18 protein-coding genes are annotated in these 24,535 nt (G+C 63.1%); 8 read left to right on the forward strand and 10 right to left on the reverse strand.

The features are described from left to right. From leuC to AB3X89_RS16125, 8 genes are all read right to left on the reverse strand, one after another. Entirely contained in the window at positions 1-1,410 is a 1,410-nt protein-coding gene (gene leuC / locus AB3X89_RS16090) for a 3-isopropylmalate dehydratase large subunit (RefSeq protein ID WP_368584174.1), read from the reverse strand. A gap of 318 nt (positions 1,411-1,728) precedes the next feature. Further along, positions 1,729-3,030, reverse strand: a complete 1,302-nt coding sequence (gene gltA, locus AB3X89_RS16095; RefSeq protein WP_368584175.1) for a citrate synthase — start codon at positions 3,028-3,030, stop codon at positions 1,729-1,731. Between the two features lie 72 nt (positions 3,031-3,102). Beyond that, entirely contained in the window at positions 3,103-3,375 is a 273-nt protein-coding gene (locus AB3X89_RS16100; RefSeq protein WP_008924386.1) for a succinate dehydrogenase assembly factor 2, read from the reverse strand. 84 nt (positions 3,376-3,459) lie between these two features. Then, complete coding sequence (locus AB3X89_RS16105) at positions 3,460-4,164, reverse strand: succinate dehydrogenase iron-sulfur subunit (protein ID WP_008924387.1); 705 nt, start codon at positions 4,162-4,164, stop codon at positions 3,460-3,462. Between the two features lie 26 nt (positions 4,165-4,190). After that, positions 4,191-5,966: a succinate dehydrogenase flavoprotein subunit gene (gene sdhA / locus AB3X89_RS16110; RefSeq protein ID WP_368584176.1), complete on the reverse strand. Its 1,776-nt coding sequence runs from the start codon at positions 5,964-5,966 to the stop codon at positions 4,191-4,193. Positions 5,967-5,970: 4 nt separating this feature from the next. After that, positions 5,971-6,339 (reverse strand): succinate dehydrogenase, hydrophobic membrane anchor protein, encoded by a 369-nt coding sequence (gene sdhD / locus AB3X89_RS16115; protein ID WP_013092932.1) that lies wholly within the window; start codon positions 6,337-6,339, stop codon positions 5,971-5,973. A 3-nt stretch (positions 6,340-6,342) separates the two neighbouring features. Beyond that, entirely contained in the window at positions 6,343-6,759 is a 417-nt protein-coding gene (sdhC, locus tag AB3X89_RS16120) for a succinate dehydrogenase, cytochrome b556 subunit (RefSeq protein WP_368584177.1), read from the reverse strand. Between the two features lie 157 nt (positions 6,760-6,916). Continuing rightward, positions 6,917-7,717 (reverse strand): GntR family transcriptional regulator, encoded by an 801-nt coding sequence (locus AB3X89_RS16125; protein ID WP_368584178.1) that lies wholly within the window; start codon positions 7,715-7,717, stop codon positions 6,917-6,919. 539 nt (positions 7,718-8,256) lie between these two features. On the opposite strand from AB3X89_RS16125, the gene AB3X89_RS16130 reads away from it, so the two are divergent. The 6 genes from AB3X89_RS16130 to acnA all read left to right on the forward strand — a co-directional run bounded on the left by AB3X89_RS16130 (position 8,257) and on the right by acnA (position 16,536). Further along, on the forward strand, positions 8,257-9,240 hold the full coding sequence (locus tag AB3X89_RS16130) for a malate dehydrogenase (protein WP_013092929.1): 984 nt from the start codon (positions 8,257-8,259) through the stop codon (positions 9,238-9,240). 196 nt (positions 9,241-9,436) lie between these two features. Beyond that, a complete protein-coding gene (locus tag AB3X89_RS16135; RefSeq protein WP_368584179.1) occupies positions 9,437-10,453 on the forward strand; it encodes a CoA ester lyase in 1,017 nt (338 codons plus the stop codon). 57 nt (positions 10,454-10,510) lie between these two features. Beyond that, complete coding sequence (gene prpC / locus AB3X89_RS16140) at positions 10,511-11,698, forward strand: 2-methylcitrate synthase (protein ID WP_368584180.1); 1,188 nt, start codon at positions 10,511-10,513, stop codon at positions 11,696-11,698. Between the two features lie 101 nt (positions 11,699-11,799). Beyond that, complete coding sequence (locus tag AB3X89_RS16145) at positions 11,800-12,303, forward strand: hypothetical protein (RefSeq protein ID WP_013092926.1); 504 nt, start codon at positions 11,800-11,802, stop codon at positions 12,301-12,303. 24 nt (positions 12,304-12,327) lie between these two features. Next, complete coding sequence (locus tag AB3X89_RS16150; RefSeq protein ID WP_368584181.1) at positions 12,328-13,779, forward strand: bifunctional 2-methylcitrate dehydratase/aconitate hydratase; 1,452 nt, start codon at positions 12,328-12,330, stop codon at positions 13,777-13,779. 42 nt (positions 13,780-13,821) lie between these two features. Next, a complete protein-coding gene (gene acnA, locus AB3X89_RS16155; protein ID WP_368584182.1) occupies positions 13,822-16,536 on the forward strand; it encodes an aconitate hydratase AcnA in 2,715 nt (904 codons plus the stop codon). A 677-nt stretch (positions 16,537-17,213) separates the two neighbouring features. On the opposite strand, the gene AB3X89_RS16160 is transcribed toward acnA, so the two are convergent. After that, on the reverse strand, positions 17,214-20,996 hold the full coding sequence (locus AB3X89_RS16160; RefSeq protein WP_368584183.1) for a DUF748 domain-containing protein: 3,783 nt from the start codon (positions 20,994-20,996) through the stop codon (positions 17,214-17,216). A gap of 215 nt (positions 20,997-21,211) precedes the next feature. After that, positions 21,212-22,630 (reverse strand): DUF1254 domain-containing protein, encoded by a 1,419-nt coding sequence (locus AB3X89_RS16165; protein ID WP_368584184.1) that lies wholly within the window; start codon positions 22,628-22,630, stop codon positions 21,212-21,214. Positions 22,631-22,973: 343 nt separating this feature from the next. On the opposite strand from AB3X89_RS16165, the gene AB3X89_RS16170 reads away from it, so the two are divergent. Beyond that, positions 22,974-23,621 carry an FMN-binding negative transcriptional regulator gene (locus AB3X89_RS16170; RefSeq protein ID WP_176123370.1) on the forward strand — a complete coding sequence of 216 codons (648 nt, stop codon included), beginning with the start codon at positions 22,974-22,976 and terminating at the stop codon, positions 23,619-23,621. A gap of 95 nt (positions 23,622-23,716) precedes the next feature. After that, on the forward strand, positions 23,717-24,535 hold an 819-nt coding region (locus tag AB3X89_RS16175; RefSeq protein WP_368584185.1), incomplete at its 3' end, for a copper ion binding protein.

Genomic DNA, 24,535 nt, shown 5'->3' on the forward strand with positions numbered 1-24,535 from the left:
TCATCCAAGCTTGCGAATGTCGACGAAATGCCCTTCGATGGCTGCAGCCGCGGCCATTGCGGGGCTCACCAGGTGCGTGCGGCCACCAGCGCCCTGACGACCTTCGAAGTTCCGGTTCGACGTGGACGCGCAACGCTCGCCCGGCTCGAGCCGGTCGGCGTTCATTGCCAGACACATCGAGCAGCCCGGCTCACGCCATTCGAACCCGGCGTCGGTAAAGACCTTGTCGAGGCCTTCACGCTCCGCCTGCGCCTTCACCAGACCCGAACCCGGCACGACCATCGCCAGACGGATGTTCGGCGCGACGCGGCGGCCGAGCTTCTTCACGACGTAAGCCGCGGCGCGAATGTCTTCGATGCGCGCGTTGGTGCACGACCCGATGAAGATTTTATCCGGCTTGATCGACTCGATCGGCGCGTTCGGCTCGAGCGCCATGTACTTGAGCGCGCGCTCCATCGCGTCGCGCTTGACCGGGTCTTTCTCGCGCTCAGGATCCGGCACGCGGCCGTCGACCGGCGTGACCATTTCCGGCGACGTGCCCCAGGTGACCTGCGGCACGATCTCCGCGGCGTTCAACTCGACCACGTGATCGAAATGCGCGCCCTCGTCCGACTTGAACTGCTTCCAGTACTCGACCGCGTGATCCCACTCGGCGCCCTGCGGCGAGAACGGACGGCCTTTCAGGTATTCGACCGTGGTGTCGTCGACGGCGACCATGCCGGCGCGCGCGCCCGCTTCGATCGCCATATTGCAGACCGTCATGCGGCCTTCCATGGTCAGCGAACGGATCGTCGAGCCGCCGAATTCCATCGCGTAGCCGGTGCCACCCGCGGTGCCGATCTTGCCGATGATCGCGAGCACGATGTCCTTCGCGGTACAGCCGCGCGGCAGTTGGCCCTCGACCTTCACGAGCATGTTCTTGCTCTTCTTCTGCAGCAGCGTTTGGGTGGCCAGCACGTGCTCGACTTCCGAGGTGCCGATGCCGTGCGCGAGCGCGCCGAACGCGCCGTGCGTGGACGTGTGCGAGTCGCCGCAGACGATCGTCATACCCGGCAGCGTAGCGCCCTGTTCCGGCCCGATGATGTGGACGATGCCCTGACGCTGATCGTTCATCTTGAACTGCGTGATGCCGAAGGCGTCGCAGTTCGTGTCGAGCGTGTCGACCTGCAGCTTCGAGACCGGATCGGCGATGCCGTGGCTGCGGTCCGTAGTCGGCACGTTGTGGTCGGACACGGCCAGGTTCGCGCTGATGCGCCACACCGGACGATGAGCCATTTTCAGGCCTTCGAACGCCTGCGGGCTGGTCACTTCATGCAGCAGGTGACGGTCGATGTAGAGAATCGCGGTGCCGTCGTCTTCCGTGTGGACCACGTGCGTGTTCCACAATTTGTCGTAGAGAGTCTGTGCCATGGTATGCGGGGTAGTAATGACTGCGGGCTGACTGTGTCGGTCGATTATGCCACGCGACGCCCCGCGATGGGCTGCTTAAACAGCGAAAAAACCGATAAAAAACATGGAGTTGGCTGGTAGTGCCAATACCTGTATCGGTGTTACCCGGCAAGCATCGGCGAGCGGCGGCGCCAATGCGCCGCATGCACGGCCCGCGGCGCCGCAGAAACAGAAACGCCCCAACGGCAGACCCGTTGAGGCGTTTTATTTACTCCCATTTCGCGCCTGTGCGCGACACGAATGCCGTGGCCAGGCGCGCGTATCGCGGTTGATCAGCGCTTAGCGCTGTGCGATCGGCTTCGCTTGACGCAGCGTCTCGCCGACGAACAGCTGACGCGGACGACCAATCTTCTGCTCAGGATCGGCGATCATTTCGTTCCACTGCGCGATCCAGCCGACCGTGCGTGCCATCGCGAAGATACACGTGAACATCGACGTCGGAATGCCCAGCGCGCGCTGCACGATACCCGAGTAGAAGTCGACGTTCGGGTACAGCTTGCGCGACACGAAGTATTCGTCTTCGAGCGCGATCTTTTCGAGTTCCATCGCGAGCTTGAACAGCGGGTCGTCGTGCAGGCCCAGCTCTTCGAGCACTTCGTGGCAGGTTTCGCGCATCAGCTTCGCGCGCGGGTCGTAGTTCTTGTACACACGGTGGCCGAAGCCCATCAGCTTCACGCCCGAGTTCTTGTCCTTCACCTGCTTGATGAACTCGGGAATGTTGTCGACCGAGCCGATTTCTTCCAGCATGTTCAGCGCGGCTTCGTTCGCGCCGCCGTGCGCCGGGCCCCACAGACATGCGATACCGGCCGCGATACACGCGAACGGATTCGCACCCGAAGAACCGGCGAGACGCACGGTCGACGTCGACGCGTTCTGCTCGTGGTCCGCGTGCAGGATCAGGATACGGTCGAGCGCGCGCACCAGCACGTCGTTGACCACGTACTCTTCGCACGGGTTCGAGAACATCATGCGCATGAAGTTCGCGCTGTACGACAGGTCGTTCTTCGGATACACGAACGGCTGGCCGATGCTGTACTTGTACGCCATCGCGACCAGCGTGGGCAGCTTCGCGATCATGCGGATTGCCGACACTTCGCGGTGACGCGGGTTATTGATGTCGAGCGAGTCGTGATAGAACGCGGACAGCGCGCCGACCGCGGCAACCAGAATCGCCATCGGGTGCGCGTCGCGACGGAAGCCGCGGAAGAAGAACTGCATCTGCTCGTGCACCATCGTGTGCTTGGTGACGGTGCCGACGAATTCGGCCTTCTGCTTTTCGTTCGGCAGCTCGCCGTTCAGCAGCAGGTAGCAGGTTTCCAGGAAGTCGGCGTTCTGCGCGAGGTTGTCGATCGCGTAGCCGCGGTAGAGCAGTTCGCCCTTGTCGCCGTCGATGTAGGTGATCGCCGAATTGCACGCCGCCGTCGACATGAAGCCCGGGTCGTACGTGAATTTGCCGGTCTGGCCGTACAGTTTGCGAATGTCGATTACATCGGGGCCAATCGTGCCCTTGTAAATCGGCATTTCAACGCTCGGCGAATTGTCGCTGAACGATAGCGTGGCTTTAACATCTGACGGGGTCATAGCACATCCTCAATCGAAGTATGGATACAGGGTTTCGATAATTGCACGCCTGGAACAACGGACTGGCGGCGCTCAAGCATTGCGCAGCAACTCCAGAACCCGGACCACGTCCGGGTCGGCTAGATCGCCTTCTGGTTCCTTGCGTGCGAGCAGCAAGTCCATCAGGTCGTTATCGCTCAGCTCGAGCAGGCGCGTGAGTGCGCCAACGTCGGCATCGCTGAGGTCATGCTCATATCGGCTGAAAAAACGCTCGAAAATCAGGTCGTTTTCCAGCAGGCCCCGCCGTGCGCGCCAGCGAAGACGCGCGCGGCGGAGAGGGTCGGACTGATGCGATGTATCGGTCATGTCGGTACGCCCCGCGCCGCGCCCAAGCGCACTGACTGCCCTCTCGGGCACAGCACGCGCCAGGGAGCGCGGGGCTCATTGATACTAGACAGCGCGGCGAACCATCAATTCCTTGATCTTGCCGATTGCCTTCGTCGGGTTCAGGCCCTTCGGGCAAACGTCGACGCAGTTCATGATCGTGTGGCAACGGAACAGACGATACGGGTCTTCCAGGTTGTCGAGGCGCTCGCCGGTTGCCTGGTCGCGGCTATCCGCGATGAAGCGGTAGGCTTGCAGCAGACCGGCCGGGCCGACGAACTTGTCCGGATTCCACCAGAAGCTCGGGCACGACGTCGAACAGCTCGCGCACAGGATACATTCGTACAGGCCGTCGAGCTCGTCGCGTTCTTCCGGCGACTGCAGACGTTCCTTTTCCGGCGGCGGCGTATCGTTGATCAGGTACGGCTTGATCGAGTGATACTGGTTGAAGAACTGCGTGAAGTCGCAGATCAGGTCACGCACGACGGGCAGGCCCGGCAGCGGACGCAGCACGATCTTCTGCGGCAGGTCGTTCAGGTTCGTCAGGCACGCGAGGCCGTTCTTGCCGTTGATGTTCATTGCGTCCGAACCGCACACGCCTTCGCGGCACGAGCGACGGAACGACAGGGTTTCGTCGAGCGCCTTCAGCTTGACGAGCGCGTCGAGCAGCATGCGTTCGTGCGAGTCGATTTCGATCTCGTACGTTTGCATGCGCGGAGCGGCGTCCTTGTCCGGATCGTAGCGGTAAATTTCAAATGTACGCTTGGCCATTTCTCTGAATTCCTTTGACTTGTGCCTTAGAAGGTACGCGCTTTCGGCGGAACCGATTCGACGGTCAGCGGTTGCATGTGAACCGGCTTGTAGTCGAGGCGATCGCCTTCGCTGAACCACAACGTATGGCGCAGCCAGTTTTCGTCGTCGCGATGTTCGAAGTCGTTTTGCGCGTGCGCGCCACGGCTTTCCTTGCGCGCTTCGGCGGAGACCATCGTGGCGCGTGCCACTTCGATCAGGTTCGCCACTTCCAGCGCTTCGACGCGGGCCGTGTTGAAGACCTTCGACTTGTCCTTCAGATGGATGTTGTCGACGCGTGCCGCCACTTCGCGGATGGCTTCGACACCTTCGGCCAGCAGCGCCGAGGTACGGAACACGCCAGCGTGCTTCTGCATCGTGCCGCGGATGTCGTTCGCGACCGACTGGGCGTACTCGCCCGACGACGAGCTATCGAGCTTCGCCAGACGCGACAGCGCGAAGTCGGCTGCGTCTGCCGGCAGCGGCTTGTGTTCCTTCAGTTCCTTCACGTGCTTGACGATGTGGTTGCCGGCAGCACGGCCGAACACCACGAGGTCGAGCAGCGAGTTCGTGCCGAGACGGTTCGCACCGTGCACCGACACGCACGAGCATTCGCCCACTGCGTAGAAGCCGTTGACGACTTCTTCGTGGCCCTTCGGCGTACCGACGACCTGACCGTTGATGTTCGTCGGGATACCGCCCATCTGGTAGTGGATGGTCGGCACGACCGGGATCGGCTCCTTGATGCAGTCGACGTTCGCGAACTTCAGCGCGATTTCGCGGATCGACGGCAGACGCTTCATGATGGTCTCGGCGCCGATGTGCGACAGGTCGAGCAGCACGTGATCCTTGTTCGGACCCACGCCGCGGCCTTCCTTGATTTCCTGGTCCATCGAACGCGAAACGAAGTCGCGCGGCGCCAGATCCTTCAGCGTCGGTGCGTAGCGTTCCATGAAACGCTCGCCGTTCGAGTTACGCAGAATACCGCCTTCGCCGCGCACACCTTCGGTAATCAGCACGCCCGCGCCGGCCACGCCGGTCGGGTGGAATTGCCAGAATTCCATGTCCTGCAGCGCGATGCCCGAACGGGCCGCCATGCCGAGGCCGTCACCGGTGTTGATGAACGCGTTGGTCGATGCCGCGAAGATCCGGCCTGCGCCGCCCGTGGCGAACAGCGTGGTCTTGCCTTCGAGGATGTAGACGTCGCCGGTTTCCATTTCCAGCGCGGTCACGCCGAGCACGTCGCCGTCGGCGTCGCGGATCAGGTCCAGCGCCATCCACTCGACGAAGAATTGCGTCTTGGCAGCAACGTTCTGCTGATACAGCGTGTGCAGCAGCGCGTGACCGGTACGGTCAGCCGCCGCGCAGGCGCGTTGCACCGGCTTTTCGCCGTAGTTCGCGGTGTGGCCGCCGAACGGGCGCTGATAGATCGTGCCGTCGGCGTTACGGTCGAACGGCATGCCGAAGTGTTCGAGTTCGTAGACGGCGTTCGGTGCTTCACGGCACATGAACTCGATCGCGTCCTGGTCGCCGAGCCAGTCGGAGCCCTTGATCGTGTCGTAGAAGTGGTAGTGCCAGTTGTCTTCGCTCATGTTGCCGAGCGAAGCGCCGATGCCGCCCTGGGCAGCGACCGTGTGCGAACGCGTCGGAAACACTTTGGACAGCACGCAGACCGATAGACCGGCGCGTGCCAGTTGCAGCGACGCGCGCATCCCCGAGCCGCCCGCGCCGACGATAACCACGTCAAACTTGCGACGCGGCAGAGAATTCTTGATTGCAACCATGCTTTTATACTCTCCAGAGAATCTGCGCAGCGTAGCCCGCACATGCGAGCAGCCAGAGGATCGTCAGCGCCTGCAGGACGAGACGCGTGCCAACGGGCTTCACGTAATCCATCCAGATGTCGCGCACACCCACCCACGCGTGGTAGAACAGCGAGAGAAGCGTGACGAACGTGGCGAGCTTCATCCACTGCGTCGCGAAGATCGACGCCCAGCCGTCGTACGAAAAGTCGCGCGCGAGGAAGAACCACGCGAGCAGAATCACCGTGTACACCGCCATCACGACGGCGGTGACACGTTGCGCGAGCCAGTCGCGCAGGCCGTAATGCGCGCCGACGACGAGACGCTTCGAACCGATTCGGTTATTGGCTGCCATTTTTTAGAATGCTCCGAACAGTTTTGCCGCGAATGCGATGGTGAGCAGCGACGACACGACAAACACGACGATAGAAGTCGACTTGCCCTTTTCCTTCGACACGGCATCGTGATTCGTATCCATCAGGAGGTGACGGATGCCGGCGCAGAAATGGAACAGGAAAGCCCACGCGAGAACCAGCGTGATCAGCTTGACGAGGATGTTGGAGAGGAAGCCCTTGAAGACTTCGAAGCTCAGTTCGGAAGTCAGGCTCTGATCGAAGAGGAACAGCAGGAACGGAAGGAAAAGAAACAACAAGGCACCGCTCACGCGATGCAGAATCGACACGCGCCCCGCCAGCGGGAGACGGTATGCCGTCAATATTTGCCCAATACCGATGTTCCGGAATTCCGGCCTCGGTTTCTTTACCGCTTCTGCCATGCTAGACCCCTACTATGTAGTCACACTAATCCGCAATTTTAGCGCCTTTTTATAACGCGCTGCAGCGAAAACCACCCTAGGTCCTTTGCTGCGCGCGCAATGAAAGCGCCTTCCGATCGGCACGCGTGTGGGACGCCGCGCCTCGTTTCAGCCCGATTCAGCTCAGATCGTTCTGATAGTAATACCCGGTTGTGACATACCAACCTCGCCGGACTTCAACCGGCCGATCCCCATAGGTATAGGACACGCGCTCGACCGAGAGCAACGGAAAACCCGCCGGCACATGCAGCAGGTCCGCCACGGAAGGCTCCGCCGCGACCGCGCGGATTTTTTCCGTGGCGCGAATCATGCGTGTGCCGAATTCGGTCTCGAACATCGCGTAGAGGGGACCTTTGTATTCCGAAAGCCGCTCGAGCGTGAGCCCGCGGAACACGGCGCCTGGTAGCCAGATCTCGTCGAGCACGGTGACTTCGCCGTCGAACTGCAGCAAACGCTTGATCAACACGACCGGATCGGCCGGCTTCAGATCGAGCTGTCGGGCGATTTCCGCCGATGCGCGCAGCCGCCGGCATTCGAGCAGACGACTGACGTGCGGATGCTCGGCGCCGTCGTCGGCGAGCAATCTCAGGAAACGGAACTGCGCGCGTTCTTCGTTGTGCGTCGCAACGAAGGTGCCCTTGCCCTGACGGCGCACCAGCAGGTTGTCGGCGGCGAGTTCGTCGATCGCCTTGCGCACCGTACCCTGGCTCACCTTGAAACGCGCGGCCAGTTCGACTTCACTAGGAATGATCTCGCCCGGCTTCCATTCGCCGCTTTCGAGGCTCTGCGTAATCAAACCCTTGATCTGCTGATACAAAGGGCTGAATGTAGGCGACGCAGCAGCGGAAACAGCGGATACACCTTCGCCCGCGCCCCCCTGGCCATTCGGGTTCACAGGATTCGCCGGGTTCGAATTCATGCGCGCATTTCATCATAAAGCGCTGGGGCACGTCTAGGGTTTTCCCTTCGATAGATGTGTCTTATATAAGACATAAGATACTGTTGACTTTGTCGGTTTCGACTCCTACACTCCTTGTCGAGCAAGGGTTTGCGGGATTTTGCGGCAGCTGTTTGATGCAGTGCCGCGACGCTCCGGCCGCCACTCTGCACCATGCCGTCCCCTACGCAGTCCAGGTTTCGATTCGCCGCCATCCGTTGCATTCGCGTGCTGTATCCGTGTTGCAGCCGCTGGCCCGACACTCGCCGAAACGCGCTGTTTGCAGGAGCCCGCACCGTGCAATCGCGGCCCGGCCCGGCGTCAGCCCTGGACCATCCCGTCCCGCTCGGTAGTACGGATTTCCGGCACGGCGGTCTTGCCGCAACGCGCCGCCCGGTCTCGGCACATTCCGAGCCCGCACGCGAACAGTGAATTCCGCCGTGTTTCATAACGCTTCGCTGAACGCGCATATAGAATGGCGTTTTCCCTAGCGTCTAACGCATCGTCCTGGAGATTTCTCAATGGCTAAGCCCGCAAAGCGCGTTGCCGTCACCGGCGCCGCAGGTCAAATCGCTTACTCCCTGCTGTTCCGCATCGCCAATGGCGACCTGCTCGGCAAGGACCAGCCGGTGATCCTGCAACTGCTCGATCTGCCGCAAGCGCAAGCCGCCGTCAAAGGCGTCGTGATGGAACTGGATGATTGCGCATTCCCGCTGCTGTCGGGCGTCGTGATCACGGACGACCCGAAGGTCGCGTTCAAGGACGCCGACATTGCACTGCTCGTCGGCGCGCGTCCGCGTTCGAAGGGCATGGAGCGTAAGGATCTGCTGTCGGCCAACGCCGAAATCTTCACGGTTCAGGGCAAGGCGCTGAACGAAGTTGCCAGCCGCGACGTGAAGGTTCTGGTGGTCGGCAACCCGGCCAACACGAACGCGTACATCGCAATGAAGTCGGCGCCGGATCTGCCGAAGAAGAACTTCACCGCGATGCTGCGTCTGGACCACAACCGCGCGCTGTCGCAACTGGCGGCCAAGTCGGGCAAGCCGGTCGCGTCGATCGAAAAGCTCGCAGTGTGGGGCAACCACTCGCCGACCATGTACCCGGACTTCCGCGTCGCAACGGCTGAAGGTCAAGACCTGACCAAGCTGATTAACGACGAAGAATGGAACCGCAACACGTTCATCCCGACTGTCGGCAAGCGCGGCGCGGCGATCATCGAAGCGCGCGGCCTGTCGTCGGCGGCATCGGCGGCCAACGCTGCGATCGACCACGTGCGTGACTGGGTGCTCGGCACCAACGGCAAGTGGGTCACGATGGGCATCCCGTCGGACGGCTCGTACGGCATCCCCGAAGACATCATCTACGGCGTGCCCGTGACCTGCGAAAACGGCGAGTACAAGCGCGTCGAAGGTCTGGCAATCGACGCGTTCTCGCGCGAAAAGATGGACGCCACGCTGCAGGAACTGCTGGAAGAGCGCGACGGCGTTCAGCACCTGCTCGGCTAAGCATCTGATCTGATGCCGATGAACCGGAACTCCGAAGCGTCAGCGCGGCGGGTTCCGGTTTTTTTCGTGCGAATGGCGCTGCGATCGTCGCCATTCGTCTCTGATTCGAACGTGCTTTGCCGTCGCCCGACTATGCTCGCGCAGAGCGCGCCCGAATCCGACATTCCCAATCCTCACCACGCCCCACACGCCGAAGATGCGCGTTCTCACACCCGCCGAAGTGCTGTTTGAGGGCGAAGCGCCGCCCGCTGTGCTGCCTGCCTGCGACCACTACGCGGGAAGCGAAAAGCTGATGCTGAAGTCGCTCGCGTTACAGCAGCAACTCGGCCCGGTGTTCGATATCACGCTCGATTGCGAAGACGGCGCACAGGTCGGCCGCGAGGCCGAGCACGCGGAACTGGTCGCATCGCTGCTGGGCAGCGAGCACGACCGCTTCGGCCGCGTCGGCGTGCGCATCCACGACTTCGCTCACGCGCACTGGCGCGACGACGTGCGCCTGATTCTGCGCGCCGCAAAGCGTGCACCCGCTTACATCACGCTACCGAAAATCCGCAACGTCCACGATGCCGCCGAAATGCTCGCGTTCATCGAGGCGACGCGGCGCGAGCTCGGCATCGCGCAGCCGGTGCCGGTGCAGTTGCTGGTCGAAACCCACGGCGCGCTCACGCGCGTGTTCGAACTGGCCGCGCTGCCGGGCGTCGAGGCGCTGAGCTTCGGCCTGATGGACTTCGTCTCCGCGCACGACGGCGCGATCCCCGATACCGCGATGCGCTCGCCGGGCCAATTCGATCATCCGCTCGTGCGGCGCGCGAAGCTCGAGATTTCGGCGGCCTGCCATGCGTATGGCAAGGTGCCGTCGCACAACGTCAGCACCGAAGTGCGCGACATGAGCGTGGTCGCGAACGACGCGCAGCGCGCCCGCAATGAATTCGGCTACACGCGCATGTGGAGCATTCATCCGGCGCAGATCGAGTCGATCGTCGCCGCGTTCGCGCCGCGCGACGAAGAAATCACGACCGCCACCGAAATCCTGCTGGCTGCGCAGTCCGCGCATTGGGGCCCGACACGTCACGGTGATACGCTGCACGACCGCGCGAGCTACCGCTATTACTGGTCGGTGCTGCGCCGCGCGCAGAGCACCGGCCGCGCTGTTCCGCAAGAAGCGGCGCCGCTCTTTGCGCGAGTGGGCGCTAACGGACAGTCAGTGGTATAAGCGACGCGTTTTTCAAACGGCAGCAGCGATGAGCCGGCACACAGGAGAAGGCGGAACATGAGCGAGACGACGCAAGCCGCTGACGCAACAGGCGGCAACGAAACGCAAAGCGGCTTCAAACCGAAAAAATCCGTCGCGCTGTCGGGCGTGACCGCGGGCAACACCGCGCTATGCACGGTCGGCAAGACCGGCAACGATCTGCACTATCGCGGCTACGACATTCTCGACATCGCCGAGGCGTGCGAATTCGAAGAGATCGCTTACCTGCTGGTCCACGGCAAGCTGCCGACCCAGTCCGAACTGACCGCCTACAAGACCAGGCTGAAGTCGATGCGCGGCCTGCCCGCCAACGTGAAGGCCGCGCTCGAATGGATTCCGGCCGCCGCGCATCCGATGGACGTGATGCGCACCGGCGTGTCGGTGCTCGGCACGGTGCTGCCCGAGAAGGACGACCACAACCTGCCCGGCGCGCGCGATATCGCCGACAAGCTGATGGCCTCGCTCGGCTCGATGCTGCTGTACTGGTATTACTACTCGCACAACGGCAAGCGCATCGAGGTCGAAACCGACGACGATTCGATCGGCGGCCATTTCCTGCATCTGCTGCATGGCGTCGAGCCGTCGAAGGCGTGGGTCGATGCGATGCACGTGTCGCTGAACCTGTACGCGGAGCACGAGTTCAATGCGTCGACCTTCACGGGCCGCGTGATCGCGGGCACGGGCTCGGACATGTATTCGGCGATCACCGGCGCGATCGGCGCGCTGCGCGGACCGAAGCATGGCGGCGCCAACGAAGCCGCGTTCGAAATCCAGTCGCGCTACCAGACGCCTGACGAAGCGGAAGCCGACATCCGCCGTCGCGTCGAAAACAAGGAAGTCGTGATCGGCTTCGGCCATCCGGTGTACACGATCTCGGACCCGCGTAACAACATCATCAAGGACGTCGCGAAGAAGCTGTCGAAGGAAGCGGGCAACATGAAGCTGTTCTCGATTGCCGATCGGCTCGAATCGGTGATGTGGGACGCCAAGAAGATGTTCGCGAACCTCGACTGGTTCAGCGCGGTGTCTTATCACATGATGGGCGTGCCGACCGCGATGTTCACGCCGCTATTCGTGATCTCGCGCACGGCCGGCTGGAGCGCGCACATCATCGAGCAGCGCATCGACAACAAGATCATCCGGCCGAGCGCAAATTACACCGGACCCGAGAATTTAAAGTACGTGCCGCTAAATAGGAGAAAATAGCGGTCGCTGTGCGCTCCACAGCGCGTGCAGTTCAGCCCGCGCGGCCGCCGGACCGGTCGTCCGCGCACTGTTTAACTGATTTTGATAGAAAGGTTTTCTCCATGAAAAAGCTGATGATCGCCGCCATGATTGGCGCCCTGTCTACGACGATGCTGACCGTCGCGACTGACGCCGCTGCTGCGGACACGGCCACCACCACCACGAAGAAGGCCGTCGCCAAGCGCCCGGAGCCGCGCCGCCTGGTCAAACGCAAGGCAAATCCGGTGAAGGAAGCGAAGGTCGATCCGATCCCGGAAGGGTCGGAAAAGTGGTCGTGCAAGGACGGTCTGGCTTTCGAAATGAAAGGCGACATGAAGCGTGACCAGATCGTCACGGTTCACTGGGCGAACAAAAACTACAACCTGCCGCGCGAAGCGACCACAACGGGCGCCGATCGCTTCCACGACGCAGCAACCGGTATGGACCTCGTCGTGATCCCGACGAAGGCCATGCTGTTCCAGGACAAGGACAGCTCGCGTCTCGCCGACGAGTGCAAGACGGTCGCGATGGAACAGGGCGCGCCGGCTGCAACGCAATCGAACGCGATCAACAAGACCGGCAACTGATTTTCGCCGCCAGGGAAGCCCCCGATGTCCGCCCCGATCTCCAACGTACGACCCGCCCCGGACGCCGTCCTGGTCGATATCGTCGACTACGTGCTGGATTACCGGATCGACAGCGCGCTCGCGCTGGAAACTGCGCGTCATTGCCTGATCGACACGCTCGGTTGCGGACTCGAGGCGCTTACCTACCCGGCCTGCACCAAGCTGATGGGACCGATCGTGGCAGGCACGATCGTCCCCAACGGCGCAAAGGTGCCGGGCACGTCGTTCCAGCTGGACCCGGTTCAAGCCGCCTTCAACATCGGCGCGATGATCCGCTGGCTCGATTTCAACGACACCTGGCTCGCGGCCGAATGGGGCCATCCGTCCGATAACCTCGGCGGTATTCTCGCGACGGCCGACTGGCTCTCGCGTACCGCCATCGCAGCCGGCAAAGCGCCGCTGACGATGAAAGACGTCCTGATCGCAATGATCAAGGCGCACGAAATTCAAGGCTGCATCGCGCTCGAGAACTCGTTCAACAAGGTCGGGCTCGATCATGTGCTGCTCGTCAAGCTCGCGTCGACCGCGGTGGTCGGCCAGCTGATCGGCCTCACGCGCGACGAGCTGATCAACGCGGTATCGCAGGCGCTCGTCGATGGGCACGCGCTGCGCACCTACCGCCATGCGCCGAACACCGGTTCGCGCAAATCGTGGGCCGCTGGCGACGCCACCTCGCGCGCCGTGCGCCTCGCGCTGATCTCGAAGACCGGCGAGATGGGCTATCCGTCGGTGCTCAGCGCGAAAACGTGGGGCTTCTACGACGTGCTGTTCAACGGCAACGCGTTCCGGTTCCAGCGTCCGTACGGCTCGTACGTGATGGAAAACGTGCTGTTCAAGATCTCGTTTCCGGCCGAGTTCCACGCGCAAACCGCCGCGGAAGCCGCGCTCGCGCTGCATGCGCAGCTCGCGCGCCAAGGCCGGCGCGTCGAAGACATTCGCCGCGTGACGATCCGCACGCACGAAGCCGCGATTCGCATCATCGATAAAAAAGGCCCGCTGAACAATCCGGCCGACCGTGATCATTGCATCCAGTACATGATCGCGGTGCCGCTGATTTTCGGCCGTCTGACTGCCGCCGATTACGAAGATTCAGTGGCGCAGGACTCGCGTATCGATGCGTTGCGCGCGAAAATGGAATGCGTGGAAGATCCACAGTTCACGAAGGATTATCACGACCCGGAGAAGCGTTCGATCGCCAATGCACTGACGATCGAATTCAACGACGGGTCGAAGTTCGGGGAAGTCGTAGTCGAATACCCGATCGGTCATAAGCGCCGCCGCGAGGACGGTATTCCGTTGCTGGTCGAGAAGTTCAAGACCAACCTCGCGCGGCGCTTTCCGGTCAAGCAACAACTGGCGATTCTCGACGCATCGCTCGACCAGGCCAGGCTCGAAGCGACGCCGGTCAATGAATACGTCGATCTTTACGTCATCTAGGCTGAGTACTGTAGTTCCGCGATCCAAACCAAGGAAAACACCATGGCCCACAACCTCCACAAAACGCTCAAGGAATTCGACAGCGGTTCCGGCAAAGGCAAGTTCTACTCCCTGCCGCAACTCGGCAAGGCTCTGAACCTCAAAATCGACCGTCTGCCGGTCTCGATCCGTATCGTGCTGGAATCGGTGCTGCGCAACTACGACGGCAAGAAAATCGCCGAAGAACATGTCACGCAACTCGCGAACTGGAAGCCGAACGCGGCGCGCGTCGATGAAATTCCGTTCGTCGTGTCGCGCGTCGTGCTGCAGGACTTCACCGGCGTGCCGCTGCTCGCCGACATCGCCGCGATGCGCGGCGTCGCGAAGGCTGTCGGCAAGAATCCGAAGTCGATCGAGCCGCTGGTGCCGGTGGACCTCGTCGTCGACCACTCGGTGCAGATCGACCACTTCCGCGAGAAGAACGCGCTCGACCTGAACATGAAGCTGGAATTCCAGCGCAACAACGAGCGCTACCAGTTCATGAAGTGGGGCATGCAGGCGTTCGACACGTTCAAGGTCGTGCCCCCGGGCGTCGGCATCGTTCACCAGGTGAACCTCGAATACCTCGCACGCGGCGTGCACAAGAAGGCCGACGGCGCGGACACCGTGTACTACCCGGATTCGCTGGTCGGCACGGATAGCCACACCACGATGATCAACGGCATCGGCGTGGTCGGCTGGGGCGTGGGCGGTATCGAAGCCGAAGCAGGCATGCTCGGCCAGCCGGTGTACTTCCTGACGCCGGACGTCGTCGGTGTGCACCTGAAGGGCAAGCTGATCGAAGGCGTGACCGCAACCGACCTCGTGCTGACGATCACCGAACTGCTGCGTAAGGAGAAGGTCGTCGGCAAGTTCGTCGAGTTCTTCGGCGAAGGCACGCGCTCGCTGTCGGTGCCGGACCGCGCGACGATCGGCAACATGGCGCCGGAATACGGCGCGACGATGGGTTTCTTCCCGGTCGACGAAAAGACCATCGAGTTCTTCCACGGCACGGGCCGCACGGACGCGGAAATCTCGGCATTCGAAAACTACTTCAAGGCGCAGGAGCTGTTCGGCATTCCGGCCGATGGCGACATCGACTACACGAAGGTCGTCACGCTGGATCTCGCCACGGTCGCGCCGTCGCTGGCAGGCCCGAAGCGTCCGCAGGACCGCATCGAGATCGGCCACGTGAAGTCGACCTTCACCGACCTGTTCTCGAAGCCGGTCTCTGAAAACGGCTTCGCGAAAAAGGCCGCGGATCTCGACGCGCAATACACGACGAGCAACGGCGTCGACGTGAAGAACGGCGACGTGCTGATCGCCGCGATCACGTCGTGCACGAACACGTCGAACCCGAGCGTGCTGCTCGCCGCCGGTCTGCTCGCGAAGAAGGCTGTCGAGGCTGGCCTGACGGTTGCGCCGCACATCAAGACGTCGCTGGCGCCGGGATCGCGCATCGTCACCGAGTACCTGACGAAGACCGACCTGCTGAAGTACCTCGACAAGCTCGGCTTCACGCTGGCCGCATACGGCTGCACGACGTGCATCGGCAACGCGGGCGACCTGACGCCGGAACTGAACGAGGCGATCACGAAGAACGACATCGTCGCGGCAGCGGTGCTGTCGGGCAACCGTAACTTCGAAGCGCGTATCCACCCGAATATCCGCGCGAACTTCCTCGCGTCGCCGCCGCTCGTCGTCGCATACGCGATTGCCGGCAACATCACGCGCGACCTGATGACCGAGCCGGTCGGCAAGGGCAAGGGCGGCAAGGACATCTACCTCGGCGACATCTGGCCGACCAGCGACGAAGTCAACGCGCTGCTGAAGTACGCGATGGATGCCGACGCGTTCCGCAAGAACTACTCGCAGCTCACGAAGAAGGGCGACCTGTGGAGCAAGATCGAGGGCGAAGAAGGTCAGGTCTACGACTGGCCGAAGTCGACCTACATCGCCGAGCCGCCGTTCTTCGGCAAGGACTTCTCGATGACGCCGGCTTCCAGCATCGCGCCGGTCAAGGGCGCACGCGCGCTGGGCATCTTCGGTGACTCGGTCACGACCGACCACATCAGCCCGGCAGGCTCGATCAAGGAAGACTCGCCGGCAGGCCGCTGGCTGAAGGAAAACGGCGTGCAGAAGGCCGACTTCAACAGCTACGGCTCGCGTCGCGGCAACCACGACGTGATGATGCGCGGCACGTTCGCGAACGTCCGTATCAAGAACCTGATGATCCCGGCGAAGGCGGACGGCACGCGCGTCGAAGGCGGCCTGACGATTCATCAGCCGAGCGGCGAACAGCTGTCGATCTACGACGCGGCGATGAAGTACATCGACGCCGGCACGCCGACCATCGTCTTCGCGGGCGAAGAATACGGCACGGGTTCGTCGCGCGACTGGGCGGCCAAGGGCACGCAGCTGCTGGGCGTGAAGGCCGTGGTCGCACGCAGCTTCGAGCGGATCCACCGTTCGAACCTCGTCGGCATGGGCGTTCTGCCGCTGCAGTTCAAGGGCTCGGATAGCGTACAGTCGCTCGGTATCACCGGCGAAGAAACGTACGACATCGAAGGCCTCGGTGACGACTTCAAGCCGCAACAGGAAGTCACGCTCGTGATCCACGGCAAGGACGGCGACAAGCGCGTTCCGGTGCTGCTGCGTATCGACACGCCGATCGAAGTGGACTACTACAAGCACGGCGGGATTCTGCCGTTCGTGCTGCGCTCGCTGCTGGCTGCTTAAACCCCGCGGCAACGAATATAGCCTCGCTGTTTTGCAGGGGCTGCGTCCTGTGGAGGGCGCAGCCGACTTTGGAGCCCGACCTCAGGTCGGGCTTTTTTTTGGTTCTTCGCAGCGTGCCAAGCAGGATGCGGAAGGGACTCGAACCTGACGCGAAGTTCGGCATCACGACAACATGCCGCGCGACAACCTGCCCAATTTCTTCTTCGCGGGAAATACCTTACATTTTCCTTGAGGCGGCAAACAGTTGAAGTAGTTGGAGTAGCCGCCGAGGGCGTCTTCGATCATGAGAAGACGTGTGTGGGATGCGTCTCACCCCCGGGCGTCAGCGCCGCGCTCGTGCACAGCGCACATATGACGGCCGCACGCCGTCCCCTGGCTGCGGCGCCCCGTGAGACGTGTCCTCCTGATGCAACGCAGGATGAATGCTCACTTTCACCTTGGAGGGAATGCCTTTGAATACTGACTCTGACCACTACTATGTATGCCGCTCGCGTGGCTTCGGTAAGAGCCAGCGAGCATCCCGCAGGACTGAACGGTCCTGATAGATACGTCTGAAGACGTGTCCTGTATGAAACGCGCCGGTACGCAATGTCCGGCGCGTTTGTTTTTCTGGTGCCCAACTCGACGGGACCGCACCTAGTCCGCGAAGGACGTGCAGGGTTCGGTGCCCGCCACCATCACTTCAAGCCGAAATCGACCCGCGTCGTCGCACCCTTGTCCTTGATATCGTCGGCATTCATCTTCGGAGCGACGATAAACACGCGGCTGCTGTCGATCTTGCCCTCGAGGTACTGTTGCACGCTCTGCGCGCGCTGCTGCGCAAGCTGCCGCAGGCTCGCGTCGTCGATCGGCGCGTTGGCCGCGAGCGCGCTCTTCATGTCGTCGTCGGGCAGCGTCTTCGTCATGCCGATGAAGTTGCGCGGTTTCTTGAAGTCGGAGGACTTGTAGGCCTTGGTCAGATACTTGTCATAGTCTTTCTGATCGACCGTGACCGTCGACGGATCGACGCTCTCGCCGTTGCCCACCGTATCCTTGATCTTCTGCCGCTTGACCATCTGATCGACGTATCGCGTGCGCAGCGCCGGCTCGTCGACCTTCGGATCGACGCGGCCAATCAGGTCCATGCGGATCGACGGCTTGTCGGTGAGTGCCTTCACGATCGTGTCGAGTTTCTGCTTGTCGGCGTCGGTGAGCGTGGCCGAGCCGGCCTCGAATTCGACATAGCCGAGGTCCTCGCCACTGCCGCCGAACGCATGCGCAATCAACGAGAATGGCGCGGTCACCGCCTTCTCGAGCAGATTCAGCACCGCATGCCAGATCAGCCCGCCGATGCTGAACTCGGGGTTCGACAGCGAGCCCGACACCGGCAGGTTCACGTCGATCTCGCCACGCGAGTTCTTCAGCAGCGAGATCGCGAAACGCACCGGCAGTTTGGTCGCGGTGTCGTTGTCAATGTGATCGCCGAAGGTCAGCTGATCGATGAACAGGTGGTTGTTCGCGTTCAACTGGTCGTTCGCAAGCTGATAGTGCAGATCGACGTTGAGCTTGCCCTTCGTGATCGGATAGCCCGCGTATTTCGCCGAATACGGCGTCAGGTTGGTCAGCTCGATGTCGTGTGCGGTCGCGGTCAGATCGAGCGCCGGTTTCGCGATCAGCGGATTGACGGTGCCGCGAATCGTCAGCGGACCGTTGGCCGCGAGTTTCGCGGCGACATCGACCGGTGCGGGCGTGGTCGATTCCGTACCGAACGCGCCGATGGTGCCCTGAATGTCGACGAGGTTCGCCGTGTAGTTCGGCTTGATGAAGTTGTCGGTGTAAGTCACGCGGCCCTGTTGCAACACCAGTTGCCCGAAGTGCATCTTGAGCGGATTTTGTGGCGGCGTCGCGGCCGTGGCGGTGGCCACAGGCGTGGTGGTTGCCTTGCCCGCCGCTGCAGCCGATGCTGCCGCGACCGGCGTCGGCGCCGACGCCGCGACGGCTTCGGACACCGCCTCGGGCGTCAGCGGAATCGGGTGGGAGCCGCTCTTGCTGCGCGTCAGTGACTGCGTCGTACCGCCCTCGTGCGCGACCACATCCTTCAGGTTCAGCTTGCCTTGGGCGTCGAGCAGCACGCGGCCATAGAACTTCGAGAACGTCACCCGCCCCGCGTCGACCACGGTCCCTCCGTGCTCGTCGTAATCGGCCTTCAGGTTCGTCAGCGCAAGCGAGCCCCAGCCCGCGAACAGGTCGGATGTCGCCTTGTCGATCAGCCGCACGGCGACGAGCGCCATGTCGCCGCGATAGTTCGCCTTCAGCGACTTCGCCTGGCTGACCGAGAGATCGCCATTCGCATTCAGCAGCGCGCTCGCGAGCGACGCGTTCAGCTTGCTGCCGAAGTACGGCTCGAACGCGGCCGCGTCGAGCTGGTTCGCGTTGAGCTTGACGGCCAGCTTCAGCGGCGTCGCGGTGACGTCGCCCTTTACGCCGAGCGTGCCCTTTTTGTTCAACGTCGCCTGCAGGTCGACGGGCAGCGGTCGGCTCAGGTCGTCGCTGATCTGCTGCACCTTCAGCTGCACCGGCGTAAAGCTCAGTTTGACTGGCTGCGGCGTCGTGTTGTCGGTGAACTCGGCGGTCGCGTCTTTGAGCGTCAATTCGCCGATCTTGTAGCGCCATGCCGGGCCCTCGGCCTGCGCTTTTTTCGCCGCGTGAATCGCCGTGCGCTCCGTCGCCTGTTCATGCGCCCCGGCGAGCGAGTTCAGATTAATGGTGCCGTCCTTCAGGCGTTGCGCGTCGACCGCGAGGCCGGTTGCGTCGACGCTCGTCACGTCGGCCGTGCGCGCCGCGACGTCGACCTGCTTGACCACCACGTTGCCCTGCGCGAGCGAGATCACCGGCGTTTTGTCGCCGCGCGCCGCGAGCTTCACCTTCTGCATGTCCAGCTTCGTGTCCGCGACCGTCAGCGCCATGGGCGACTTCGACCAGTTCGCGTCGATATTCGTCGTCGCGGACAACGCACCGTCGAGCACCTGCGCGGACGTCGCGGTGTCGAGATACGGCTGCAGCGGCGGCAGCTTCAGCGACTTCAGATCGAGCTTCGCGCTCGCCGTCTTCGCCGCGAGGCCGACCGTGCCGTCGGCGGCGAGCGAACCGCCGCCGTCCTTCAGGTTGGTGTTCAGCGTGTAATGCGCGGGCGCCGACGCGAGCGTCGAGAAATCGGTCAGCGTGACCGCGAGATTTTGCAGACCGGCTTCGACCGGACGGGACGCGGCCTCGTCGTGTACGTTCACAGTGCCGTCGTTGAGTGTGAAACGTTTGATCGCGACGTCGAACGGCGGGGCCGCTTTTTCGGCGGCGGCGGCTTTGGGCTTGGCATTGGTGTCCGCGGTTTCCTTTGCCGCCGGTTTGCCCGGCGCGGGCGCAAACATATGCTCGACGCTCAACACACCGTTCTTGTCGCGCGCGAGACTCGCGCTCGGCGCGTCGATGCGGATATCGTCGAAGTGATAGACGCTCTTCAACGGCTCGAGCGATGCCGCCGCCACATGCACCGCGCGCGCCGCGAAGAACGGGGCCTTGCCCTGATCCTGCACGTCGACGCCGTTCAGGTCGACGGTGCCGGCCACGCGCAGCGACGGCGTGTCGTTCGCCATCACGAAGTTCAGCTTCAGGTCGGTGGACAGCTTGCCCGACTGCACGATCACCGGCAGCTTCGACGGCGCGTAGGACACCAGCTTCGGCACGTCGAGATCGTCGAAGCGCAGCGACACTTCCGACTCGCGCGACGCAGCGAACGGCTTGGTCCTGCCGTCGATCGCGAGCTGACTGTCGCCGTCGATGCGCGCGCGCAGTAGCGGTTCGACGAAGATATCGGTCTTCGACGGCAGCGTCGCGATGAACGGAATGCCGAGCTTCCATTCATCGATCACGTGACTCGTGCCGAGCACGCGGTCGTCGAACTTGACCTGGCCGTTTTCGACGCGAATGTTGGACACCGAGAACTGCGTCGGCTTGCTGTTCGGTTTTGCCGGCTGATTCGCGAACTTCTCGATCAGGTCGCTGAAATTGAAATGCTGTGCATCGAGGCGAACGAGATGAAAGCGCGGTGAATCGACCTGCACTTCGTCGACGATCGGCGCGCCGCGAAACAGCGAGCTCCACGACGGCTTCACGATGAGCCGCGAAATATCGACGAAGTCACCCGCGCCGCCGCGCTCGCCGATATGCACGTTGTCGGCCTCGAAACGCAGGGTGTACGGATTGAGCGCGATGCGGCCGATCGACGCCGGCCGGTCGAGCTGCTTGCTCAGTTGCTGGCTCGCGATATGGCGAATCAGCGGCGGCGCCGCGAAAAAGCCGAGCAGGCCGAACACGACGACGAAGATCAACAAACCGACGAGAATTCGCCGCGTACGGTGCGACTGCGCGACTGCGCGCACAGTCTGAATGGAGGAGGCTAACGATGCTTTATTGAGGCTTGCCATGCTCGATGTGGAGGAAGGCGGCGGCAAGCCCGCCGCGAAAAACAGAGATCCCGCAAGCGGCAGTATAAGTCTTGAATCAATGGTTAGACAGGAATGTCAGGCCCACCTTGACGAATCGTGCTGCTGACCGACCGGTTTTCCCGCGCAGAAATTATCGCGAGCGTTAGATAACGACACCGGACGGCGGCGCGCGGTTTGCCCGCGCGCCGTTCACATCATTGCCGCACGACCGGCGGCGGCTGCCAGCTGCCGTCGGTGGCTTGCGGCTTCGGCGCATAGAGGCGCAGCACCAGTTGCATGTCCGCGCGCGGTGCGGGCAGCCAGTTGCCGGTGCGGCTGCGCGTCGACGACACGACCACATCGAGCGAACCATCGCGATTGCGGCGCGCGCCATTGCGATCGCCAACCGCGAGCCGCGCCGGCGCGTTCTCGCTCAGCGCGCCATCCTTCGTGTACGCGGTGATCGTCCAGAATCCGCGCACCGGCGGCAACTGGTTCGCCGCGAAGTGGATCACGTAGCGATTCGCGCCGTTCAGCGTGTTGCCGTCGCTGTCCTGCGTGACGACCGCGCGTACTTCGTCATCCTTCGTGCCGATCCCCAACTGCGCGCTCGCCGCATACGCGCGCAATGCGTAGTCGGGACCATAGTTGCCGACGCCGTCGCCGAGCCAGCTCCAGCCATTCGCGCTCAGCAGATTCGACGGCGGTGTCGCGACGCGCTCGCGACCCTCGGCGAGACCGGCCGCGAGCACAGCCGATGACTTCGGCAGCTTCACGGGATCGCCCGGCGTCACGCCGAGGTCGGAGAGGAACTTGAGCGCGTGCGGATCGGCCGGTGTCGGCGGATTGTCAGGCAACGCATCGGCAAGACGGCCGAAGAAGCCGCTTGCGTCGAGCGCGGCGACCTGCTGCGCCGGCGTGCCGCTCGGGCCCGCCACGCTACTTGCGTAACTGCGCGGCGGCACCGCCGGCTCCGCGTCGCCGACAAACACGCTCAACGGCTCCAGACGGATCGCGCGCTGCAGCTTGCGCACCGCGTTCAGATCGCGCGCACCGCTCGACTGGATGCGCACGCTGATCCAGGCGTTGCGGGTCGGCACCTCGACGCGCGTCGCGCCCTTCGGCAGCTCGCCCTTCCAGCCCGGCGCGACGAACGCGATCGTCTGCGCGCGCAGGCCCTTCGCAGTGCCCGTGCCCGTGGCGAACTGCGGCCCGGTCGACCACGCGACGTTGGTCCACATGTCGAGCACGCGCGCATCGACGTAACGGCCATGCGAATCAGGTAGCGCCAGGATCACCGGCTCGGCTGCAAGGTCGAGCCAGCCGGTCGAGTCGAGCGTGTCGAGGCTCGGCTGCGGCGGGTTGGTCGCGCCGATCGGCGGCAGCGCCTGCGCGTGACGCAGCGTGTTGAACGGCGCCTGGCCCGGCTCTGTGCCGACCGCCGCATCGCGCGCGGCGCTCATCAGCACGAGCGGATAGCCGAATACGTACGAGTCGGCGACTTCGTCCTTGACCCAGCCGTTGCTTTGTTGCGTCGCGATGGGGGTCGACGCGCAGCTGGCTAGCAGTGCGAGACCCGCGAGCGAAACACAGGTTCGTTGCAGCAAAAACAGTTCTCGGAGATTTTTTATCATTCGTTCAGAGTGCGGAGCGTGCAGTCCTATAGGAGATGCCGGTGTGCAGCGCCACGTGCATGCGCGGTTCTCCCGAAACACTGCGCAGCGAGTCCGCGGATTGCGATTCCGACAACCTCGCGTTGTATCGTATCCTTGCTAGCCAGGCAAGCACAAAGCAGGGAATTGCAGCTAGCGGCGCACAAGCGGCTACCAGAGGGAGCATCCAGCGTCGCTGCCACATTATGTTCCCGCGCCAACGGCTCGCGCGAACGCGCGACGCTTTTTTGATTCGCGAATCCGTCGATCCGCCTTTTTGCCGATTGCCCCTACTCTTTCGTCGTCCTGCATTCGGAGCGTTTCAATGTACATGCCCGCCCATTTCGAAGAGAACCGTCCAGAGGTTCTTCACCGCCTGATCGCCGAGCACTCTTTCGGCGCGCTGATTACGCACGGCCCCAATGGGCTCGACGCGAATCATTTGCCGTTCGAGGCTCAGGCGGACGCGGCGGATTCGTCACGGCTGGTACTGCGCGCGCACGTCGCGCGGGCGAACCCGGTCTGGCAGGAAGCCGCGACTCATCCCGAAGCGCTCGTAATCTTCCAGGGGCCCACCGCCTATATTTCGCCGAGCTGGTACCCGAGCAAACACGAAACGCACAAGCAGGTGCCGACCTACAACTATATGGTCGTACATGCACATGGCAGGATCGTGGTGCATGACGATGAATCGTTCGTGCGCGGCCTCGTCGCGCGACTCACGCGCAAGATGGAAGCCGGCGAGCCGGTGCCGTGGAAGATGGGCGACGCGCCGGCCGACTACATCGCGCAGATGCTCGGCGCGATAGTCGGTATCGAAATCGAGGTGACCCGGCTCGTCGGCAAATGGAAGCTCGGCCAGAACAAGGCGGCCGAAGACCGGCGCGGCGCCGCGCAAACGCTGCTCGCGCGCGACGGCGATCAACAGAAAGCGGTCGGACAGGCGATGCTCGACGCGCCGCCGGCGTTTTGACGGCGAGCGCATAATCCGGCCTTGACCTTCCCATCATGGGAAGGTCGATACTGGCTTCACCATGCGGCCCGATGCCGCCACGAGCCTTGCCCGCCATGACCGGACTTGCCAACCCGCAGCGCCCCGCCGACGCTGCCGCTTCCCCTTCACTTACGCGCGTCGTCGAACTCGACATCGGCGGGATGACTTGCGCGTCGTGCGCGAGCCGCGTCGAAAAAGCGCTGACCAAGCTGCCGGGGGTGGCGCGCGCATCGGTGAATCTCGCGACCGAGCGCGCCCGCGTGGAAAGCGACGCGACGCTCGCGCCTCAGCAACTGGCCGATGCCGTGCGCAAGGCCGGATATGAAGCAACGCCGGTCGCTAACTCCGATGTCGCCGAACAGACAATCGCGCCGCTTGCCGCGGCACCCGCCGACACGCCGCTGACCACTGAACTGGAGATCGGCGGCATGACCTGCGCCGCCTGCGCGTTGCGCGTCGAAAAGGCGCTCGCGAAGGTGCCTGGCGTCGTGCGCGCGTCGGTCAATCTGGCGACCGAAACCGCCACCGTTCATCCGCAAGGCACCGCATCCGCCGATGCCGCCGCGCTGATCGCCGCCGTCAGGAAAGCCGGCTACGAAGCGACGCTCAGCGCACCGCCCGCTGCTGTCGCTCCGGCCGAGCCGACGGCAGCGACGGCCGCCTCGACTGGCGACGTCAGCGAGATCCTCGACACGACGCACGCCCCGGCCGTCGACCGCAAGCAGATTCAAATCCGCCGCGACCTCGCGAGCGTGGTCGCGTCCGCGTTGCTGACGCTGCCGCTCGTCGCGCCGATGTTCGGCGAATGGTTCGGCCTGCACGCAATGCTGCCGGCGTGGCCGCAGTTCGTGCTCGCGTCGATCGTGCAATTCGTGTTCGGCGCGCGCTTCTAT

It is taken from the genome of Paraburkholderia sp. BR14320 (genome assembly GCF_040948665.1).
Taxonomy (GTDB): Bacteria; Pseudomonadota; Gammaproteobacteria; order Burkholderiales; family Burkholderiaceae; genus Paraburkholderia; species Paraburkholderia youngii.

What these genes read in the sequence shown, in the direction of transcription:
- leuC (WP_368584174.1), bottom strand. Translation starts at nt 1,410, where the DNA reads ATGGCACAGACTCTCTACGACAAATTGTGGAACACGCACGTGGTCCAC.
- gltA (WP_368584175.1), bottom strand. Translation starts at nt 3,030, where the DNA reads ATGACCCCGTCAGATGTTAAAGCCACGCTATCGTTCAGCGACAATTCG.
- AB3X89_RS16100 (WP_008924386.1), bottom strand. Translation starts at nt 3,375, where the DNA reads ATGACCGATACATCGCATCAGTCCGACCCTCTCCGCCGCGCGCGTCTT.
- AB3X89_RS16105 (WP_008924387.1), bottom strand. Translation starts at nt 4,164, where the DNA reads ATGGCCAAGCGTACATTTGAAATTTACCGCTACGATCCGGACAAGGAC.
- sdhA (WP_368584176.1), bottom strand. Translation starts at nt 5,966, where the DNA reads ATGGTTGCAATCAAGAATTCTCTGCCGCGTCGCAAGTTTGACGTGGTT.
- sdhD (WP_013092932.1), bottom strand. Translation starts at nt 6,339, where the DNA reads ATGGCAGCCAATAACCGAATCGGTTCGAAGCGTCTCGTCGTCGGCGCG.
- sdhC (WP_368584177.1), bottom strand. Translation starts at nt 6,759, where the DNA reads ATGGCAGAAGCGGTAAAGAAACCGAGGCCGGAATTCCGGAACATCGGT.
- AB3X89_RS16125 (WP_368584178.1), bottom strand. Translation starts at nt 7,717, where the DNA reads ATGAATTCGAACCCGGCGAATCCTGTGAACCCGAATGGCCAGGGGGGC.
- AB3X89_RS16130 (WP_013092929.1), top strand. Translation starts at nt 8,257, where the DNA reads ATGGCTAAGCCCGCAAAGCGCGTTGCCGTCACCGGCGCCGCAGGTCAA.
- AB3X89_RS16135 (WP_368584179.1), top strand. Translation starts at nt 9,437, where the DNA reads ATGCGCGTTCTCACACCCGCCGAAGTGCTGTTTGAGGGCGAAGCGCCG.
- prpC (WP_368584180.1), top strand. Translation starts at nt 10,511, where the DNA reads ATGAGCGAGACGACGCAAGCCGCTGACGCAACAGGCGGCAACGAAACG.
- AB3X89_RS16145 (WP_013092926.1), top strand. Translation starts at nt 11,800, where the DNA reads ATGAAAAAGCTGATGATCGCCGCCATGATTGGCGCCCTGTCTACGACG.
- AB3X89_RS16150 (WP_368584181.1), top strand. Translation starts at nt 12,328, where the DNA reads ATGTCCGCCCCGATCTCCAACGTACGACCCGCCCCGGACGCCGTCCTG.
- acnA (WP_368584182.1), top strand. Translation starts at nt 13,822, where the DNA reads ATGGCCCACAACCTCCACAAAACGCTCAAGGAATTCGACAGCGGTTCC.
- AB3X89_RS16160 (WP_368584183.1), bottom strand. Translation starts at nt 20,996, where the DNA reads ATGGCAAGCCTCAATAAAGCATCGTTAGCCTCCTCCATTCAGACTGTG.
- AB3X89_RS16165 (WP_368584184.1), bottom strand. Translation starts at nt 22,630, where the DNA reads ATGATAAAAAATCTCCGAGAACTGTTTTTGCTGCAACGAACCTGTGTT.
- AB3X89_RS16170 (WP_176123370.1), top strand. Translation starts at nt 22,974, where the DNA reads ATGTACATGCCCGCCCATTTCGAAGAGAACCGTCCAGAGGTTCTTCAC.